The sequence below is a fragment of the Actinoplanes sp. NPDC051494 genome, from assembly GCF_044454705.1.
GTDB lineage: Bacteria > Actinomycetota > Actinomycetes > Mycobacteriales > Micromonosporaceae > Actinoplanes.
In genome coordinates this window covers 188354-206620 of record NZ_JBITDZ010000008.1, presented here as the reverse complement: position 1 = coordinate 206620, position 18267 = coordinate 188354, and the positions used below count along the sequence as shown (strand labels likewise).

The 18267-nt window shown below is 71.1% G+C and carries 20 protein-coding genes and 1 riboswitch; of the genes, 13 read left to right on the top strand and 7 right to left on the bottom strand.

Annotation, left to right across the window (positions count from 1 at the left end):
* Positions 1 to 62: 62 nt before the first annotated feature.
* Together rplQ and truA are read left to right on the top strand one after the other, a co-directional pair.
* Positions 63 to 638, top strand: a complete 576-nt coding sequence (gene rplQ, locus ACIA6A_RS26375) for a 50S ribosomal protein L17 (RefSeq protein ID WP_396100532.1) — start codon at positions 63 to 65, stop codon at positions 636 to 638.
* A 71-nt stretch (positions 639 to 709) separates the two neighbouring features.
* On the top strand, positions 710 to 1519 hold the full coding sequence (gene truA / locus ACIA6A_RS26370) for a tRNA pseudouridine(38-40) synthase TruA (protein WP_396100531.1): 810 nt from the start codon (positions 710 to 712) through the stop codon (positions 1517 to 1519).
* On the opposite strand, the gene ACIA6A_RS26365 is transcribed toward truA, so the two are convergent.
* Entirely contained in the window at positions 1505 to 2233 is a 729-nt protein-coding gene (locus tag ACIA6A_RS26365; RefSeq protein WP_396100530.1) for a hypothetical protein, read from the bottom strand. The two genes, truA and ACIA6A_RS26365, sit on opposite strands and share 15 nt — an antisense overlap.
* Positions 2234 to 2328: 95 nt before the next feature.
* Between ACIA6A_RS26365 and ACIA6A_RS26360 the strand changes: the two genes are divergently transcribed.
* The 9 genes from ACIA6A_RS26360 (at position 2329) to thiC (ending at position 10353) form a co-directional block, all read left to right on the top strand.
* Positions 2329 to 2940: a class I SAM-dependent methyltransferase gene (locus tag ACIA6A_RS26360; RefSeq protein ID WP_396100528.1), complete on the top strand. Its 612-nt coding sequence runs from the start codon at positions 2329 to 2331 to the stop codon at positions 2938 to 2940.
* 4 nt (positions 2941 to 2944) lie between these two features.
* Positions 2945 to 4600 carry an ATP-binding cassette domain-containing protein gene (locus ACIA6A_RS26355; protein ID WP_396100527.1) on the top strand — a complete coding sequence of 552 codons (1656 nt, stop codon included), beginning with the start codon at positions 2945 to 2947 and terminating at the stop codon, positions 4598 to 4600.
* 36 nt (positions 4601 to 4636) lie between these two features.
* Positions 4637 to 4748, top strand: a riboswitch (TPP riboswitch).
* Positions 4742 to 5380 carry a thiamine phosphate synthase gene (locus tag ACIA6A_RS26350; protein ID WP_396100526.1) on the top strand — a complete coding sequence of 213 codons (639 nt, stop codon included), beginning with the start codon at positions 4742 to 4744 and terminating at the stop codon, positions 5378 to 5380. Its footprint overlaps the riboswitch before it by 7 nt.
* Positions 5377 to 6381, top strand: coding sequence for a glycine oxidase ThiO (thiO, locus tag ACIA6A_RS26345; RefSeq protein WP_396100525.1), 1005 nt, complete (start codon positions 5377 to 5379; stop codon positions 6379 to 6381). Before ACIA6A_RS26350 ends, thiO begins: the two co-directional genes overlap by 4 nt.
* Positions 6378 to 6578 carry a sulfur carrier protein ThiS gene (gene thiS, locus ACIA6A_RS26340; RefSeq protein WP_396100524.1) on the top strand — a complete coding sequence of 67 codons (201 nt, stop codon included), beginning with the start codon at positions 6378 to 6380 and terminating at the stop codon, positions 6576 to 6578. Before thiO ends, thiS begins: the two co-directional genes overlap by 4 nt.
* Before the next feature lie 3 nt (positions 6579 to 6581).
* A complete protein-coding gene (locus tag ACIA6A_RS26335; RefSeq protein ID WP_396100523.1) occupies positions 6582 to 7331 on the top strand; it encodes a thiazole synthase in 750 nt (249 codons plus the stop codon).
* On the top strand, positions 7325 to 7885 hold the full coding sequence (locus ACIA6A_RS26330; protein ID WP_396100522.1) for a thiamine phosphate synthase: 561 nt from the start codon (positions 7325 to 7327) through the stop codon (positions 7883 to 7885). The genes ACIA6A_RS26335 and ACIA6A_RS26330 overlap by 7 nt, the downstream gene beginning before the upstream one ends.
* The gene (gene thiD, locus ACIA6A_RS26325) at positions 7882 to 8697 is read left to right on the top strand and encodes a bifunctional hydroxymethylpyrimidine kinase/phosphomethylpyrimidine kinase (RefSeq protein ID WP_396100521.1); all 816 of its coding nucleotides are present in this window, start codon (positions 7882 to 7884) and stop codon (positions 8695 to 8697) included. The genes ACIA6A_RS26330 and thiD overlap by 4 nt, the downstream gene beginning before the upstream one ends.
* A gap of 72 nt (positions 8698 to 8769) precedes the next feature.
* Positions 8770 to 10353 carry a phosphomethylpyrimidine synthase ThiC gene (thiC, locus tag ACIA6A_RS26320; protein WP_396100520.1) on the top strand — a complete coding sequence of 528 codons (1584 nt, stop codon included), beginning with the start codon at positions 8770 to 8772 and terminating at the stop codon, positions 10351 to 10353.
* Here the strand turns inward: thiC and ACIA6A_RS26315 are convergent.
* From ACIA6A_RS26315 to ACIA6A_RS26295, 5 genes are all read right to left on the bottom strand, one after another.
* Entirely contained in the window at positions 10341 to 10787 is a 447-nt protein-coding gene (locus ACIA6A_RS26315) for a ribonuclease domain-containing protein (protein WP_396100519.1), read from the bottom strand. The genes thiC and ACIA6A_RS26315 overlap by 13 nt on opposite strands.
* Positions 10788 to 10872: 85 nt before the next feature.
* Positions 10873 to 12774, bottom strand: a complete 1902-nt coding sequence (locus tag ACIA6A_RS26310; RefSeq protein ID WP_396100518.1) for a hypothetical protein — start codon at positions 12772 to 12774, stop codon at positions 10873 to 10875.
* Between the two features lie 74 nt (positions 12775 to 12848).
* The gene (locus ACIA6A_RS26305) at positions 12849 to 13124 is read right to left on the bottom strand and encodes a cupin (RefSeq protein ID WP_396100762.1); all 276 of its coding nucleotides are present in this window, start codon (positions 13122 to 13124) and stop codon (positions 12849 to 12851) included.
* 35 nt (positions 13125 to 13159) lie between these two features.
* On the bottom strand, positions 13160 to 14101 hold the full coding sequence (locus tag ACIA6A_RS26300) for an LLM class F420-dependent oxidoreductase (protein WP_396100517.1): 942 nt from the start codon (positions 14099 to 14101) through the stop codon (positions 13160 to 13162).
* 9 nt (positions 14102 to 14110) lie between these two features.
* Positions 14111 to 14860 (bottom strand): ABC transporter ATP-binding protein, encoded by a 750-nt coding sequence (locus ACIA6A_RS26295; RefSeq protein ID WP_396100515.1) that lies wholly within the window; start codon positions 14858 to 14860, stop codon positions 14111 to 14113.
* Between the two features lie 261 nt (positions 14861 to 15121).
* Here ACIA6A_RS26295 and ACIA6A_RS26290 point away from each other — a divergent pair, with 261 nt between their 5' ends.
* Both ACIA6A_RS26290 and ACIA6A_RS26285 read left to right on the top strand, forming a co-directional pair.
* The gene (locus tag ACIA6A_RS26290; protein WP_396100761.1) at positions 15122 to 16138 is read left to right on the top strand and encodes an ABC transporter substrate-binding protein; all 1017 of its coding nucleotides are present in this window, start codon (positions 15122 to 15124) and stop codon (positions 16136 to 16138) included.
* Positions 16139 to 16203: 65 nt separating this feature from the next.
* Positions 16204 to 17016 (top strand): ABC transporter permease, encoded by an 813-nt coding sequence (locus ACIA6A_RS26285; RefSeq protein ID WP_396100514.1) that lies wholly within the window; start codon positions 16204 to 16206, stop codon positions 17014 to 17016.
* A 58-nt stretch (positions 17017 to 17074) separates the two neighbouring features.
* Here ACIA6A_RS26285 and ACIA6A_RS26280 read toward each other — a convergent pair whose 3' ends face one another.
* Entirely contained in the window at positions 17075 to 18238 is a 1164-nt protein-coding gene (locus ACIA6A_RS26280) for an ABC transporter substrate-binding protein (protein ID WP_396100512.1), read from the bottom strand.
* Positions 18239 to 18267: the final 29 nt, after the last annotated feature.

Sequence of the window (18267 nt, the reverse complement as noted above, 5' to 3'; positions counted from 1 at the left end):
ATGCTCTGCGGCAACTAGGCGGCTCCGCCGCACTGCAAGGTAAATTCCTCGAAGGAGCAACAATGCCCACGCCCCCTAAGGGTCCCCGCCTCGGCGGCAGCCCGGCGCACGAGAAGCTGCTGCTGGCCAACCTGGCCACGGAGCTCTTCCGGCACGGGAAGATCAAGACCACCGAGACCAAGGCGCGGCGCCTTCGCCCCCTGGCGGAGACGCTGATCACCAAGGCCAAGCGCGGTGACCTGCACTCCCGTCGCCGGGTGCTGGGTGTCGTCAAGGACAAGGACATCGTCTACTCGCTGTTCGAGCAGATCGCGCCGCGGTACACGAACCGTCCGGGTGGCTACACCCGGATCACCAAGACCGGCCCGCGCAAGGGTGACAACGCCCCCATGGCGGTCATCGAGCTGGTCGAGGAGCTGCAGGTCGCGGCCGTCACCGGCCCGAGCAAGGAGGCCCGCAAGGCCGCCGCGCAGCAGAACAAGGTCGAGGCCCTGACCCGTGACGAGGAGGCCGCTCCGGCCGCCGCCGCCACGACGGAGCCCGCCGCCGCCACGACGGAGCCCGCCGCGGACCAGGACGCCGAGGCGCCGGTCAGCGCTTCCGGCGACAAGGCCGAGGGCGACGACGCCAAGGCCTGAGCACGGCAACCGACGGCCCGGCACCCCGCGAGGGGCGCCGGGCCGTTTCGTATCCCAGGGAGGGTTACCAGGTGACGCGGCTACGGCTGGACGTCTCGTACGACGGCGGGGACTTCTCGGGATGGGCGGTGCAGCCCTCCCGGCGTACGGTCGCAGGGGTCTTGATCGAGGCTTTCGCGCGGTTGACCGGGCCCGAGGTGGAGCTGGGCCTGACGGTGGCCGGGCGCACGGACGCCGGGGTGCACGCGACCGGCCAGGTGTGCCACGTCGACCTGCCCGACGAGCTGTGGGAGACGTTGCGGGCCTCGCTGCTGCGCCGGCTCGCCGCGCTCATGCCGCCGGACGCCCGGGTGCGTGCGATCACCCCGGTGCCGGAGACGTTCGACGCGCGGTTCTCGGCCACATTCCGGCGGTACGAGTACCGGGTCGCGGACACCGTCTACGGACCGCAGCCGTTGCGGCGTAACGACACGCTGCACTGGGTGCGCCCGCTCGACCTGGAGCGGCTCAACGTGGCGGCCGAGGGCCTGGTCGGGTTGCACGACTTCGCCGCGTACTGCAAACGCAAAGAGCACGCGACGACCGTACGGGCGATCGATCGTCTGCAGTGGCACCGCGAACCGGACGGGGTCGCCGTGGCCACCGTGCGGGCCGACGCGTTCTGCCAGGCGATGGTGCGCAGCCTGGTCGGGGCGATGCTGACCGTGGGTGACGGGCGCCGGGAGCCGGAGTGGCCCGCCGGGCTGCTGGTGCTGCGGGAGCGCTCCAGCGAGGTGACGGTCGCGCCGGCACACGGGCTCACGCTGGTCGAGGTCGGCTATCCGGACGAGGCGGAGTACGCCGGTCGCGCCGAGGCCACCCGGCGGCTACGGGTTCCGTGACCGGGCGTTGACGACCTTGTCCACGAGGTACTGGTCGATGATGTCGGCGGTGATCCGGCCCGCGTACGGATCATCGTCGCCGACCAGGCGCCCGTCCGGGCGCGAGATGAGGCAGTAGATCAGGAAGTGCCCGCGGGCCCGCCAGCCGGCCTGCGCGACCGGCCCGGTGGGTTCGTCGCCGAAGCTGCCGAGCGCGCCGATCGGGGTGAACGTGCCGCGGCCCGACTCGATGAGGTTCCCGGCCCGCTCGGTGGTGGCCTCCGCCCCGATGTCGTTGTCGAGGTTGAAGATGCCGGCGGTCACCTCGTAGCCGCCGTAGGGTGCCGTCATCGTGGCCCGGACGATCTGGTCGCAGCCGTTGTCCGCGAGCATCGTGGTGAGTTCACCGCTGGTGGCCTGGGCGCAGTCGGAGTCCATGTGGGTCACCGAGACCCGGTAGGGCGGGGCACCGGCGACCAGCTGGATCTCCGGTGCGGGGAAGACCTCCTGGCGGGTCAGCGGCGCCGGGTCGACGGCCCGCGAGCTGATCTCGGCCGGCGTGGACCGCACCGACGAGGTGGTGCTCGGTGTGCGGAGCTGCTCGACGACGACGAAGTAACCGACCAGCCCGACGATCGACGTGAGGATCAGCGCGGCCAGCCCGGTGAGGAGGAGTTGCAGGGTCTGCCGCGGCTCGAGGACGACGGTGGGAGCGCGATGGGCGGCGTGAGACATGGATTCACGCTAGGAGCGCACGATGATCGATGGGCGCACTGGATGTGCGGCACCCCGGTGCACCGGGGGTCGTTACGCGGCGGGAAACTTGCTGGGTGAGCCCCGACCATTACTTCAGTGCCGAGCCTTCCGCCCCGGAGACCAGGGAGCGGATCGAGTTCTCCGTGGGCGGGCGCGGTTATACCCTCACGGCCTCGCGCGGCGTGTTCTCGGCCGGGCGGCTGGACCCCGGCACGGCGGTCCTGCTGCGCAAGGGCGACCTGCCCACCCCCGCGACCACCGGCACGTTCCTCGACGTCGGGTGCGGTTACGGCCCGATCTCGTGTGTGCTCGCGTCCGAGGCGCCGGCCGCCACCGTTTTCGCGATCGACGTGAACTCCCGCGCCCGGGCGCTGACCGTGGAGAACGCCGCCGCGCTGGGCCTGGCCGACCGGGTCGAGGTGTACGAACCCGACGAGGTCCCGGCCGGTGTCGAGTTCGACCAGATCTGGAGCAACCCGCCCACCCACATCGGCAAGGCGGGGCTGCAGGAGCTGATGGACCGCTGGCTGGCCCGGCTGGCCCCGGCGGGCGTGGCCTGGCTGGTGATCAACCGCAATCTCGGCGGCGACTCGCTGCACGCCTACCTCACCGGCAATAACTGGGTTGTGGAAAGGACGGCGAGCCAGCGAGGATTCCGCGTGCTCAAGGTGACGAGAGGAGGATGACCTCGTGGGTTATGTAGATGTCTCCGGTGCCGGTCTCGTGCTGCCCGACGGCCGCGAGTTGTTCTCCGACGTGTCGTTCCGGGTCGGCGAGGGCGCCAAGGTGGCGCTGGTCGGCCCGAACGGTGCCGGCAAGACCACCCTGTTGCGGATGGTCGCCGGGGACACCCCGGTCCCGGTCGGGACGATCGCACGGGCCGGTGGTCTCGGTGTGATGCGCCAGTTCATCGGCATGATCGGTGACGACCGCACGCTGGAGGACCTGGCGCTGTCGCTGGTCGCCCCGCCGCTGCGCAAGGCCGGAGCCGACCTGGCCGCCGCGACCGCCGCGCTCACCGCGCAGCCGGAATCGGAAAAGGCGCAGATCGCGTACGCGAACGCGCTGTCCGGGTGGGGCGAGGCCGGCGGTTACGACGCCGAGGTGCTGTTCGACGTTGTCGCGGTCTCCATCCTGGACAAACCGTGGGAGGAGGTCCGCTCCCGGCCGGTCCGCACGCTCTCCGGCGGCCAGCAGAAACGTTTCGCCCTCGACCTGCTGCTGCGCGGCGGCGACGAGGTGCTGCTGCTCGACGAACCGGACAACTTCCTCGACCTGCCGGGCAAACGCTGGCTGGAGGCGCGGCTGCGGGAGTCGGCGAAATCTGTGCTCTTCGTCTCGCACGACCGGGAGCTGCTGGCCCAGACCGCCGACCGGGTGGTGGCCGTCGAGGGCGGCGGCGCGTGGACCCACCCGGGCGGCTTCGCGTCGTGGCACGCGGCCCGCTCGGACCGCCACGAACGCCTGCTGGAGCTGCGCCGGCGCTGGGACGAGGAACACGAGAAGCTCAAGGAACTCGTCCTCACCCTGAGGAACAAGGCCGCGTTCAACGACGGCCTGGCCTCGCGCTATCAGGCGGCGCAGACCCGGCTCCGCAAGTTCGAGGAAGCCGGGCCGCCACCGGAGCCGCCCAAGGAACAATCGCTCAAGATGAACCTGCGCGGTGGCCGCACCGGAAAGCGCGCGGTGATCTGCGAGCACCTCGAGCTGGAAAACCTCACCTTCCCCTTCGACCTCGAGATCTGGTACGGCGACCGGGTCGCGGTTCTCGGCGCCAATGGCACCGGCAAATCGCATTTCCTGCGGTTGCTGGCGGCCGGCGGAAGCGCACCGGATGTCGACAACAAGCCGGTCGACGGAGCGCCATTGGCACACGTCGCGCACCACGGTGTGGCGCGGCTCGGGGCCCGGGTCCGGCCGGGCCATTTCTCGCAGACCCACGACCGGCCCGAGCTGCAGGAACGCACTCTCGCCGAGATTCTGTGGCGCGGTGACGACCACCGGTCCGGAATGGACCGCGCGGGTGCCATGAAAGCACTCAACCGATACGAGCTGGCGGCCCAGGGCGATCAGCGTTTCGGCACCCTTTCCGGCGGTCAGCAGGCCCGGTTCCTGGTGCTGTTGCTGGAGCTTTCCGGTGCGACCGTGCTGTTGCTCGACGAACCGACGGACAACCTCGACCTCGCTTCCGCCGAGGCATTGGAAGAGGGTCTGAAAGCGTATGAGGGCACGGTCATCGCGGTGACCCATGACCGCTGGTTCACCCGGGGTTTCGATCGTTTCGTGCTGTTCCAGGGCGACGGCGAGGTCGTCGAGACCCCCGAGCCCGTCTGGGACGTGCGCTAGACGGATGTGACACGCCGGGGTTATGGTCCGTCACGGAACCAACCCCACGGGAGTCCGGTGCACCGGGCTGAGAGGGAGGCTGTCGCGGCCTCCGACCGTCGAACCTGATCCGGATCATGCCGGCGCAGGGAGGAGCGTGTTGTGGTTTTTCCGTGCCTTCATGTCATCACCGATGCTCGTGCGGGACACCGGCCGGTCGAGGTCGTCACGGCCGCGATCGCCGCGGCGGTGCGGCTGGGTGAGCCGCATCGGCTGGCGGTCCAGGTGCGCGTCGAGGACGGCGTCACCGACCGTTCGGCGTACGAGCTGACCGTCGCGATCCTCGCCCGGTGCCGCCCCGCCGGGGTGTTGTGCCTGGTCAACGACCGCCTGCACGTGGCGCTCGCGGCGGGGGCGGACGGTGGTCACGTCGGCGCCGACGATCTGCCCGTGGCGGCGGCGCGGCGGGTGCTGGGTGCCGGGGCGGTGGTGGGTGCGACGTGCCGGGAGGTGGCGTCCGCAGTGGACGCGGTCGCGGCCGGTGCCACGTACCTCGGGGTCGGCCCGGCTTTTCTGACCGTGACGAAGTCCGGCCTGCCGGCGCCGATCGGACCGGGGCGGATCGGCGACGTCGCGCGGTCGGTGCCCGGCACCCCGGTGCTCGGGATCGGTGGCGTGACCCTCGGCAATGCGGCCGACCTGATCCGGGCCGGTGCCACCGGGGTCGCGGTCGTGGGTGCCGTGGCGAACGCGGCCGACCCCGGCGACGCGACCGAGCGCCTGCTGAAGGTCCTGTCATGACCGCCCTCACCGTGGTCGGTGGGGGGATCATCGGGCTGAGCATCGCGTGGCGGTGCGTGCGGCGAGGGCTGCGGGTGACCGTCTATGACGACGGCGGCGACAACGGTGCGTGGTTCGCGGCGGCGGGGATGCTGGCTCCGGCGGGGGAGACCTCGTTCGGGCAGGAGGCCCTGACCGGGTTGCTGACCGAGTCGGCGCGGCGGTGGCCCGGGTTCGCCGCCGAGCTGGGCGACGACATCGGATACGACCGGTCCGGGGCCCTGGACGTCGCTCTCACCAGCGATGATCTGGCCGAGGCGCGGCGGATGTGGGCATACTCCGAACGGCCCGAGCCGTTGACCGCGAGCGAGCTGCGGGAGCGGGAGCCGGCGCTGTCGCCACGGGTCCGCGGTGGTGCGTTCCGGCCCGGTGATCATCAGGTTGATCCTCGCCGGACAGTCGCGGCGCTGCGTGCGGCCCTGGGCGACGCCGTCGTGGCGAAACGCGTGAGCACGATCCCGGACGGCCCGACGGTGATCGCGGCCGGCACCGGCACCGCCGCGCTGACCGGGTTGCCGGTGCGCCCGGTCAAAGGGCTGGTGCTGCGGCTGCGGGGCGAGCCGGGACTGCTGCGCCACGTGATCAACGGGTACGTCGACGGGCGGCACGTCTACGTGGTGCCCCGGGCGGACGGCGAGGTCGTCGTCGGCGCCACGCAGGAGGAACGCGCCGACACCACGGTGGCCGCCGGGGCCGTGCTCGAGCTCCTGCGCTCCGCCACCGACCTGGTGCCGGAGCTCGCCGAACTGGAACTCACCGAAACCGTCGTCCGGCACCGGCCCGGCACCCCGGACAACGCGCCGCTGCTCGGCCACTGGAAGGACGACGTGATCGTCGCGGCCGGACATCACCGCAACGGGGTGCTGCTCGCCCCGGTCACCGCCGATCTCATCGCCGACCTGGTCCGCACCGGCCGGCCCGATCCCCTGCTCGCCGCGTTCACACCCGGGAGGTTCACATGAGGGTCAACGTCAACGGCTCCGATCGCACGGTGGAGGCCGCCAGCACGATCGAAGGCCTGGTCGCCTCGGTGACCCCGGCCCGGCGCGGGGTCGCGGTCGCGGTCAACGGCGAGGTCGTGCCCCGCTCGACCTGGCCCGCCGCCGAACTGCGCGAGGGCGACCGGGTCGAGGTCCTCACCGCCGCACAGGGCGGCTGAGGCATGGGGGAGATCTTCGGGGAGTCGCGGCTCATCCTGGGCACCGGCGGCGCGGAGAGCCTCGCGGCGCTGGAGTCCGCGATCGTCGCCTCCGGCACCGAGATGGTCACCGTGGCGCTGCGCCGGATCGACGCCGCCGGCCCGGGCCTGATGCCGCTGCTGGACCGGCTCGGCATGCGGGTGCTGCCGAACACGGCCGGGTGTTATACCGCCGGCGACGCGGTCAAGGCCGCCCGGCTGGGTCGGGACGCGTTCGAGACCGCGATGGTGAAGCTTGAGGTCATCGGCGATCAGCGCACCCTGCTGCCGGACGGGATCGAACTGCTCAAGGCCGCCGAAACCCTGGTGGACGACGGTTTCCGGGTGCTCGCGTACACCAGCGACGACCCGATCCTGGCCCGCCGGCTCGCCGACGTGGGCTGTGCCGCGGTGATGCCCGCGGGGTCGCCGATCGGCTCCGGGCTGGGCATCGGCAACCCGCATCACATCCGGCTGATCCGGGACAGCGTCGCGGTGCCGGTGATCCTCGACGCGGGCCTGGGCACCGCGTCCGACGCGGCGCTGGCGATGGAGCTGGGCTGCGATGGGGTGCTGGTCGCGTCCGCGGTGACCCGGGCCGCGGACCCGGCCCGGATGGCCGCGGCGATGCGGCACGCGGTGGTGGCGGGGCGGCTCGCGGCGGGTGCGGGGCGCATCCCCAGGCGCTATCACGCGCTGGCCTCGACGTCCGACGAGGGGATGCCCGCATGGTGATCCCGTCGGGCGTCGTCGTGGTCACCGACCGCCGGCTCGCCGCCGGGCCGTTGATCCCGCTGGTCCGGGAAGCGGTCCGCGGCGGCGCGTCGTGGGTCATCCTCCGGGACCGGGACCTGGGGTACGCCGTACGCGCGGCCCTGGCCCGTGAACTGCGGGAGATCGCGCCGGGGCGGGTGATCGTCGCGGGCCCGGATCCGTTGGGTGGCAACGCTGTTCATCTGTCCTCCCAGGATGCTTGTGATCAGCGGGTGGAGCTTGTCGGACGCTCCTGGCACGGCACCGAGACGCTGTCCGACGAGGACTATGTGACGCTGTCGCCGGTCTATCCGACGTCGTCGAAGCCAGGTTATGGTCCGGCCCTTGGGGCAGGTCAAGCCGCGGGGCTGGCCGGATCGCGGCCGTGGCTGGCGCTCGGCGGGGTCGACTCGCCGGAGCGCGCCGCCGCGTGCATGGCCGCCGGAGCCGCCGGGGTGGCCGTGATGGGCGCGGTGATGCGGGCCGCCGACCCGGCCCGGGTGGTCAGCGAACTCGCCGAGGCGGTGGCGTCATGACCGCGCTCCCACGAGACCCGGACCAGCCGGCTGGTGGCTCCGGGGGCGGGACACCGGTTGTCGTCCTGACCATCGCGGGGTCGGATTCCGGGGGTGGGGCGGGGATCCAGGCCGATCTGAAGACGTTCGCCGCGCTCGGGACGTACGGGGTCTCGGTGCTCACCGCGATCACGGCGCAGAACACGCTCGGGGTCACCGCCGTCCATCCGGTGCCCGCGGAGATCGTCGCGGCCCAGCTCGACGCGGTGCTCGGTGACTTCGCGGTGGCGGCGGTGAAGGTCGGGATGGTCGCCGATCCGGCGGTGGCCGCGGTGATCGCCGAGCGGGCCGCCTCGTTGCCGAACCTGGTCGTGGACCCGGTGCTCGTGTCCACCAGCGGGAGCCGGCTGTCGAACGTCGATGCCGTTGCGCCCCTGCTCGCGTACCCCCGGATCCTGACGCCGAACCGGACCGAAGCCGGCGCCCTGCTGGGGTTTGCCGAGCTGGGGTTTGCCGATCGCGGGGACGCGGAGATGGCGCGGGCGCTCGCCGCGAGAGGACCGGAAGCCGTCGTGGTGACCGGCAGCGAACGTGCCGTCGATGTGCTGCACCACGCCGGCCGGACCTCGGTGCTGCGTGGGGTGCCGGTACCCACGATCAACAACCACGGTTCCGGCTGCACCTTCTCGTCCGCGATCGCCGTCCGTCTGGCGCTGGGTGACGACATCGGGGACGCCGTTCTCTTCGCGAAGGACTACGTCGCGCGGGCGCTGGCCGGCGGTCGGGATTGGAAGCTCGGCTCCGGGCCGGGTCCCCTGCACCACTTCGTCTGAGGTTTCTTGCCGGGCATCGTGGCCCTTTGCGGCCCTGTCACGCCCGGTTGATCACTATTTGAGGGGAAAAGCATGAGGCGCAAGGTGTACGTGGAGGGGTCGCGCCCGGACGTCCGGGTGCCGTTCGCGGAGATCGAGCTGACCGGGGACAACCCGCCGGTGCGGCTGTACGACACGTCAGGGCCCGGCAGTGACCCCGAGGTCGGCCTGCCGCCACTGCGCGGACCGTGGATCGCGGCGCGCGGGGATGTCGCCCCGGTGGCCGGAGCCGGCACGCCGCTCGCCGGGAAACGGCCCACGCAGCTCGCCTACGCACGGGCCGGGATCGTGACCGCCGAGATGGAGTTCGTCGCGATCCGCGAGAACGTCGACCCGACGGTGGTCCGGGACGAGATCGCCGCCGGCCGGGCGGTGCTGCCGGCCAACGTCAACCACCCGGAGATCGAGCCGATGATCATCGGCTCACGCTTCCTGGTCAAGATCAACGCCAATATCGGTACGTCGGCGGTGTCGTCCTCGATCGCCGACGAGGTCGAGAAACTCACCTGGGCGACCCGGTGGGGCGCGGACACCGTCATGGACCTGTCCACCGGCAAGCGCATCCACGAGACCCGCGAGTCGATCGTCCGCAACTCCGCGGTGCCGATCGGCACGGTGCCGATCTACCAGGCGCTCGAGAAGGTCGACGGCGATCCGGTGCGACTGTCCTGGGAGATCTTCCGCGAGACGGTGATCGAACAGGCCGAACAGGGCGTCGACTACATGACGGTGCACGCCGGGGTGCTGCTGCCGTACGTGCCGCTCGCCGTCGACCGGGTCACCGGCATCGTCTCGCGCGGTGGTTCGATCATGGCGGCGTGGTGCCTCGCCCACCATCGCGAGAACTTCCTGTACGAGAACTTCGCCGAGCTGTGCACGATCCTGGCCCGCTACGACGTGACGTTCTCGCTCGGCGACGGGCTGCGCCCCGGATCCATCGCGGACGCCAACGACGAGGCGCAGTTCGCGGAGCTGCGCACACTGGGCGAACTCACCCACGTCGCCTGGGAGCACGACGTCCAGGTCATGATCGAGGGGCCCGGCCACGTGCCCATGCACAAGATCAAGGAGAACGTGGACCTGCAGCAGGAGCTGTGCGGCGGGGCGCCCTTCTACACCCTCGGGCCGCTGACCACGGACATTGCACCCGCGTACGACCACATCACCTCGGCCATCGGCGCCGCGATGATCGGCATGTTCGGCACCGCGATGCTCTGCTACGTGACGCCGAAGGAACACCTCGGCCTGCCCGACCGCGACGACGTGAAGGCGGGCGTGATCGCGTACAAGATCGCGGCCCACGCGGCCGACCTCGCCAAAGGCCACCCGGGCGCGCAGGACTGGGACGACGCGCTGTCCAAGGCCCGCTTCGAGTTCCGCTGGGAAGACCAGTTCAACCTGTCACTCGATCCCGAGATGGCGCGGGCATATCACGACGCGACACTGCCGGCGGCACCGGCGAAGACCGCGCACTTCTGCTCCATGTGCGGGCCCAAGTTCTGCTCCATGAAGATCACCCAGGAACTCAAGGAGTACGCGGCCCGGGGCATGGAGCAGAAGAGCGACGAATTCCAGTCCGCCGGCGGAAAGGTGTATCTGCCGCTTCAGAGCTTGTAGAAGTTGACGTAGTGGTCGGGGGTGAACCAGGTCTCGCGGGTGGACCGGTTCACCACGATCCGGTAGGCGTCGCGGGACGCGCCGCGGGCCCGGGAGTACACGTCGTACTCGCTGTAGGTCGCGCCGGTGGGCAGCTGGCCCTCGTTGTTGCGGAAGGTCCCGCCGGTGTAGTTGTACTGCCCGTACGGCCAGGAGTACCAGCCCGCGCTCGTCGGCCAGCCGAGCTGGCTCCAGCCGGTGCGGGCGGTCCGGGCGGCGGAACAGCGGGACAGGGTGCAGCTCGAGTACACCGCGGCCTCGGCGGCGGTGGTGCTCTCCGGCGCGACCACGGCGGGCGCGACGAGCGAGCCGCCGGCGAGAGCGAAGACGACCGCGACGGCCGACAGCAGACGACGTGTACGGGACGGACGGGATGCCGTTGCGTGCAGAGTCATGCACTCATCGTGCGATGGTCCGCGCCGCCACGGTACATATCCAACGCGTCATTACATCGATGTTCGACTATGTGTTGACCGGCGTTCAGTTGCCGAGGCCGCTGACCCAGTCGACGTAGTCCTCGTCCTTACGGCGCCGCAGCCCGAAGCGCCCACGGCCGTTGTCCTTGGCGTCCTGGTCCCCGGCCCGCGGGTCGGTGACCGGCTCCCCGATCGGCAGCGACAGCCGCGGCGTCGTGTCAGCCGGGTTGTCCGACGACGACCCGGCCTGCGCGGCGCGGTTGCCGGCCGGGGCTGGGCGGTTGCCGGCCGGAGCCGGGCGGTTACCGGTCGCCGGGCTGGTGCCGGGCGCGGAGTGGGTGCCTTGGGCCGGGTTCGGGCCGGGCGTGGAGCGGGGGGTTGGTGCGGCGTGGGGTTCCAGGGTGGTGATCGGGCGGGAGAGGCGCGGCGGGACGGACGGCTGCGCCGGGGTCAGCGGTTCCGGCTGGGGCAGGGGTGCGCTGATCGCGGTGGGTTCCGGGACCATCGGCTCGGCGGTGGCGCGGCCGCGGCTGCGGGCTGCCGGGCGCAGGTTGCGGCCGAGGGGGCCACCGGTCGGCCGGGACGACGGCTGCTGGCGGGCCTCCGGCGGGAGCGGCCTGGTCGCGGGCTCCGGGACGTACTGACCCGGGGCCTGGGCGTGCGCCCCCTGCGAGAAACCGTCGAAGTGTCCGGGTGCCTCGGCGGAGTGGGCGCCGTGCCGCCCGCCAGGGGACTGTGCGCCATGGGGCTGCCGGTTGTCCTGGCCGCGCCGGCTCTCCTGGCGGGGGAGGTCGAAGACGGCGGTATCGACGGGGCGTAGCGGCTGGCCGGTGGCGGCCGGCGGGGTCGCGGTGCCGGAGCCCGGACCCGCGGTGCCTGCCCCAGCGGGTCCGGCGGCGGGACCCGCGAGGCCGGAGGGATGACCGGGACTGCCGAAGGGGTGACCTGGGGTGCCAGCGGTGGGACCGGAGGCGGGGCCCGCGGGTCCGGCGGTGGGGCCTGCGGCCGTGGGGGTGCCGGCGCCGGCTGCGGCGATGGCGGATTCGTTCTGGTCGGGGCGGCGGGGGAGGGCCGGGCGGTCGTCGGCCGGGGGGAGCTGGTCGTCGTCCGGGGCCGGGTTGCGGCGTAGGACCGCGGCCAGGACCGAGCCCAGGACGCCCGCGCCGGTGGCGGTCATCGCGGCCCAGTAGGGCGTCATCTGGTAGCGGTCGGCTCCGGAGCCGGGGCCCGCGATGAGGTAGGAGACCGTGAGCAGGGCCGGGCCCGGGAGGCCGGCCAGCGCGATGGTCAGCGTGGGCAGGTCGCGGCGGCGGGCGATCCAGCCGAGGGCCAGGCCGATCAGCAGGGCCAGGGCCGGCATCGTGGCCAGCGCGGTCCGGGAGAGCACCTGTTCCGACAGCGACGTCGCGTCCAGGACGCCGAGGCGGACGGCGGGCAGGGGGTCGCTCGGGGCGAGGGACGGGGAGACCGAGACGAGGGCGACGACGCCGACCGCGATGCCGGTGACGGCGAGGCTCCAGCGGGCCACCGCCTGGGCGAGGGCTCCCCAGGCCGCGAACACGCCGACGAGCGCGCCGAGGCCGGTGCAGATGGCGATCACCACGACCGGGTCGACGCCGGTGACCTGGGCGGTGCGGGCGGGCTGCATGGTCAGCGGGATGACCACGGCCGCGCCGATGGCCGCCGCGAACGACAGGGCGATCTCGGTACCGACGCCGCCGCGGAAGCCGGGGGCCCAGCGGCGCATGAGGCGGGAGCCGGCGACGGCGCCGACCACCGCGGCCACCATCGGGAACCAGGCGACCCACGCCAGTTGCGCGGTCCACTGATCACGCGCGGTGATGTCGACGACCCGGGTGAGGCGCACGATGCCGAGTCCGTACGCCATGCCCAGCTCGCCGGCGCCCGCGAGAGCCGCAATACCGAGAGTGGCGGACAACACCCTGGCCCAGGTCCGAAATGCCATGACCGGCAGGTTACGGAAAGGCCCGGGCGCCCGCCAGTCCAGCGGGCAACTCTTAAGCTTTGCAAAAATTCCGATTAGGACGCATCGACGCCGGTCTTGAGTTCGATGATGCGGCCGATATACACAGTGTCACCGACGTTCGTCAGCTTGTGAATCTGACCGGGTTCGCGGAAGACGATGCCACCGGTCTCCTCGGTGACCTCGATCCGCTTACCGTCCGCGGTGTGGATCACGTTCTGTGCGCCCTGGACGGCGACCACGACGTACGCGAGGCCGTGGTGGTGCAGCGGCTGGGTCTCACCCGGTTTCAGTGAGATGTGCCAGATGCGCACCTTGTCGTTGTCCAGCATGATCTCCTGGCCGACGGGGCCGAGGACTTGCTCGGTCACAGCGCTCCTAGCTGGGGCAGGACCGTGTCGGCGATGAGGCTGACGTGGTCGAGGTCGGACATGTCGATCACCCGCAGGTGCACCCGGGAGGCACCGGTCGCGGCGAGTTCGCCGAGGCGCTGGACGAGGGCGTCGGGCGAGCCGATCACCGGGTCCTCGGGCGGCAGGGCGCTGGGCACGTGCAGGGGTGCGGCCCGCCGGTGGGCCTCCGCGTCCGTGCGCCCGATGGCCGCCACAACCCCCGCCGAGAAGATCAACGGACGTTCGACCGGACGCTCGTACCTGTCACAGGCGTCCCGTACCCGCTGAAAAGCCGCCGCCGTCAGCTCGACCGACTTGAACGGCACGTTGTATTCGTCCGCGAAGCGGGCCGCGAGTTCCGGGGTGCGCTTCGGGCCCTTACCACCGATGATCACCGGCGGGCCCGGTCGTTGCAGCGGTTTGGGCAGCGCGGGAGCGTCCTGCAGCCGGTAGTGCTTGCCGTCGTGGGAGAACGTCGCGCCGTCCGGCGTCGCCCACAGCCCGGTCATGATCGCGAGCTGCTCGGCCAGCCGGTCGAAACGCTCGCCGACCGGCGGGAAGTCGATGCCGTACGACGTGTGCTCGCGCTCGAACCAGCCCGCGCCCATGCCCACCTCGATCCGGCCGCCGCTCATCGCGTCCACCTGGGCGACCATGATCGCCAGCGGTCCGGGCAGCCGGAACGTGACGGAGTTGACCAGCGTGCCGAGCCGCAGCCGGGTCGTCTCCCGGGCCAGTCCGGCCAGCGTCAGCCACGCGTCGGTGGGCCCGGGCAGCCCGGGGTCGGCGCCCATCGACTGGTAATGATCAGCCCGGAAGAAGCCCTCGAAACCGGCGTCCTCGGCGTGCCGGGCGATGCGCAGCTGATCGTCGTACGTGGCACCGCGGTGGGGTTCGATGAAAAGGGTGACGCGCATTCCCGGTCCTTATGCCATCAGGAGTTCGTGCAGCTCGGCGCTGGCCAGCGCCACGTCTTCGAGGTGCGCGCCGCGGCCCAGGGTGCGCGGGCGCGGGATGGTCACGTCCAGCACCTCGCGGATCCGGCCCGGCCGGGGGCTGAGCACCACGACCCGGTCGGCGAGCAGCACCGCCTCGTCGATCGAGTGGGTGACGAACACGATCGTGGTGCCGAGCTCCATGTGCACCCGCTGGAGCTCGCCGGAGAGTTCCTCGCGGGTGAGCGCGTCCAGTGCGGAGAACGGCTCGTCCATGAGCATCACGCGCGGGTTGGCGATCAGCGAGCGGCAGAGCGCCACCCGCTGCTGCATGCCGCCGGACAGCTCGTGCGGCAGTCGCTTCTCGAACCCGGCCAGGCCGGTCATGGTCAGCAGCTGATCGGCGCGTTCCCGGTGATCGGCCTTCTTCCAGCCGAAGATCTGCACGGGCAGCAGCACGTTGTCGAGCACCGTACGCCACGGCAGCAGCGCCGGGCGCTGGAACATCATGGCGATGTCGCGGCGTGGTCTGGTCACCCGATCGCCGGACACCCGCACCTCGCCACCGGTCGCCGGCAGCAGCCCGGCGATCAACCGGAGCAGTGTGGACTTGCCGCAACCCGAGCGCCCGAGGATCGCGACGAACTCTCCCTCGGCGACGTCGAGATCGATTCCCCGCAATGCCTCCACGGTGCCGGAACGTCCGGTGAAGGTTCGGGAAACGCCAGTGAGACTGATCATCCGTGCGTGCTCCCGTGCAGATCTACTCGGTGGGCTGCCACTTTAGCCACACCATGGTGCGCCGTGTCGACCTGGCTGTCCACAAGGGTTTCCGAGACCGACCTGTCATCGATGACGGCCCGTATTTCCCCTACAGTTACGCGCGAGTTTCACTCGAACACCCTCCGATGCCGGGGCACCCTCCGCCCCGGCACCGGACCCCTCAACACCCCTCGGTTGGGAAGGATCACGGTGCAAAGAAGGACTTTCACTCGTACGCTCATGGCCGGTGCTCTGGCCATGACGCTCGCCGCCGCAGCCGGTTGCAGCGACGACGCGGACGACGCGGGTAGTGGTTCCGGCGGTTCGCAGTCGCTGGAGAAGGTCACGTACCTCACCTCGTTCGGCAACTTCGGCCGTGACTCGTACGCGTACGTGGCCAAGGAGAAGGGCTACTTCAAGGACGCCGGCTTCGACGTCGAGATCAAGCCCGGCAACGGCAGCCTCGAGAACGCGAAGGCGATCGTCGGCGGCCAGGTGCAGTTCACGCCGATCGACCTCACCGGTGGCCTGCTCGCCGCCGGTGGCGCCAACAACGCGCCGAAGCTCACCGGTTTCACCGCGGTCGCCGCGATCCAGCAGCGCACCATGGCGGCGATCATGTCGCTCGACGGTTACGGCATCAAGACGCCGAAGGACCTCGAGAACAAGACCATCGCGGACACTCCCGGCTCGGTCGTGAAGAACCTCTTCCCGACGTACGCGAAGCTGGCCAACGTGGACGCCAGCAAGGTCAAGTTCGTGCCCGGCACGGCGCAGACGCTGTTCGGCACGCTCGCACAGCACAAGGTGGACGGCATCGGCCAGTTCGTGGTCGGCAAGCCCACCATCGAGAACATCGCCAAGAAGCCCGCGGTGCTGCTGCCCTACAGCGACGTCCTGCAGGACCTGTACGGCAACGTGCTGATCACCAACAGCGAGTACGCCAAGAAGGACCCGGAGAAGGTCAAGAAGTTCAGCGCGGCCCTGCTCAAGGGTCTGCAGGACTCGATCACCAACCCGACCGAGGCGGGCACCATTCTCAAGAAGTACGTCGACACCGCGGTCCCGGAATCCGCCGCCGCCGAGCTGACCCTGATGGGCGCGTTCGTCAAGTCGGAGGCCGCCGGCGTGCCGGTCGGCGCGCTGGACAGCCAGCGGGTCGCCCGCAGCATCGCGATCCTGCAGGGTGCCGGCCAGATCCCGGCCGGTCTGACCCCCGAGCAGGTCATCTCGTTCGACCTGGTCCCGAACGCCTGATCCACGTCCGGTGCGGGGCCTGCCGTCACGCAGGCCCCGCCCGGGGCGGAAGGGAACGATGAGACATGACTACTGATCTGGCGGTCGCACCCGCGACCACGGTGCCGCGCCGCCGTCCCGGGGCCTCGCTGGTCCTCTGGCCGCTGCTGGGCCTGGCCGTCGCGGTCGGTGCCTGGTGGGCGGCCACGATCGTGTTCGCCGTCAACCCGGTGGTGCTGCCGGCGCCGTCCGACGTCGCCGACGGTTTCCGGCGCTACTCGGACACCCTGTTCAAGGAGCTGGGCCATTCCACAGTGGCGACGCTGCTCGGCTTCGCCCTGTCGGTGGCCGTCGGCGTCCTCATCGGCGTCGCGATCGCCGCGTGGCGCCCGTTCGAGCGGATGTTCTCGCCGCTGCTGGTGGCGTTCAACGCCGTACCCAAGGTGGCGCTCGCTCCGTTGATGCTGATCTGGTTCGGCTACGGGCGTACCCCCGTCCTCGCCATGGCTTTCATGGTCTGTTTCTTCCCGATCGTGCTCTCCACCGCGACCGGCCTGGCCAGCACCCCCGCCGAGCTGGCCGAACTCGCCCGGGCGATGGACGCGTCGTGGGTGCAGACGTTCCTGCGGGTCCGGCTGCCCGCCGCGCTACCGCAGATCTTCGTGGGCCTCAAGGTGGGCCTGCCGCTCGCGGTGATCGGCGTGGTGGTCGGCGAGATGCAGTACGGCGAGACCGGTCTCGGCATGATCATCGTGCAGACCAGCGGCCAGGGCGACACGGCGACCGCGTTCGCGGCGATCATCCTGCTGGCCGTGCTCAGCATCGTGCTGTTCTACCTGCTGACCCTGGCCGAGCGCATGGCCCTGCCCTGGGTCAGGGCGACCACCTCGGCCCGCTGACGCGGACGCGAAGAGGGGGTGCCGGTCGGTCGGTCCGGCACCCCCTCTTCGCATCGGCTCAGCTGAGCAGGCGCCAGCGGCCGCTGCGCACGACCAGCAGCGTCAGTGCCTGCGGCATCAGCCCGGAGTGGTTGTCCGGGGTGAGCCGCAGCGGGCCGGAGAAACCGTCGGTCTGCGAGGTCTCGAGCACGTCGCGGATGCGCTGGCGGTCGCCGCCGGCCCGGAGCACGGCGTCGGCGATGAGGCTGACCGCGTCGGCGCCGAACGAGGCGACCCCGGAGTAGCTGCCGTACCGCGACGTGTAGTCCCGGAACCACTGCTTGCTGGCGGCCTTGGCCGGGGTGGTGGCGATGACGTCGTCGATCGCGAGGATCTGGGTGAAGACCATCGTGGTGCCCTCGGCGGCGGCGGCCGCCTGCTGCGGCAGGAAGAGGTCGCCGGCCGCCGCGGCGTCGAAGAAGACCTGACCCTTGAAAGCGGCCTTCTTGGCCTGTGTCACGGCCAGTGTGGCCTGATCAGATCCGGTCAGCACCACCAGAGCGTCAGCCTTTCCGCCGACCAGGTCGGCGATGCTCTCGGACAGGTCCGTGGAGGTGGGCTTGACCGGCAGTTCGTCGCTGATGTCCAGCTTGGCGCCGGTGAGCTCGGAGACCATGTGCTCGTGGGCGCCCCGGCCGTACAGGTCGTCGGAGTAGAGCAGTGCCACCTTCTTGCGGCCGGTGCGGACCAGCTCGGAGGTGAGGGCCGCCGCGTTGTCGGCGCTGTTGGGCCCGACCTTGAACACGTATCGACGGCCGTCGAGCGGCGTGGCGATCTGGTCGGACGCGCCGAGCGAGATGGTCGGGATCTTGCTGTCGTCGATGGTCTTGGCGGCGTCCTCGATGCACTTGTCGCAGGAGCCGGCGATCAGCGCGGCCACCTGCGGGTCATCGGCGAGGGTGCTGATGTTGCGCGCCGACGCGGTCGAGTCCGACCGGTTGTCCTGGATGCGCAGCACCAGGTTGTGGTCGGCGAGCTCGCCGGACGCGTTGACCTGGTCGACGCGCAGCTGCAGGGCCCGGGCGAACGCGGTGTCGGACGCCGTGCCGAGGGCCAGGTCGGCGCCGATCACGATGTCGGTCTTGGCGCCGCTGGACTCGGAGCCCGAGTCGCAGGCCGCCAGGGCGGGCAGGACGAGCGCCGAGGCGGTGATGGACGCCGTCAGACGACGGGGGAGCCTCACTGGGGGTGCCTCCTAGGGGGCGGAGACGG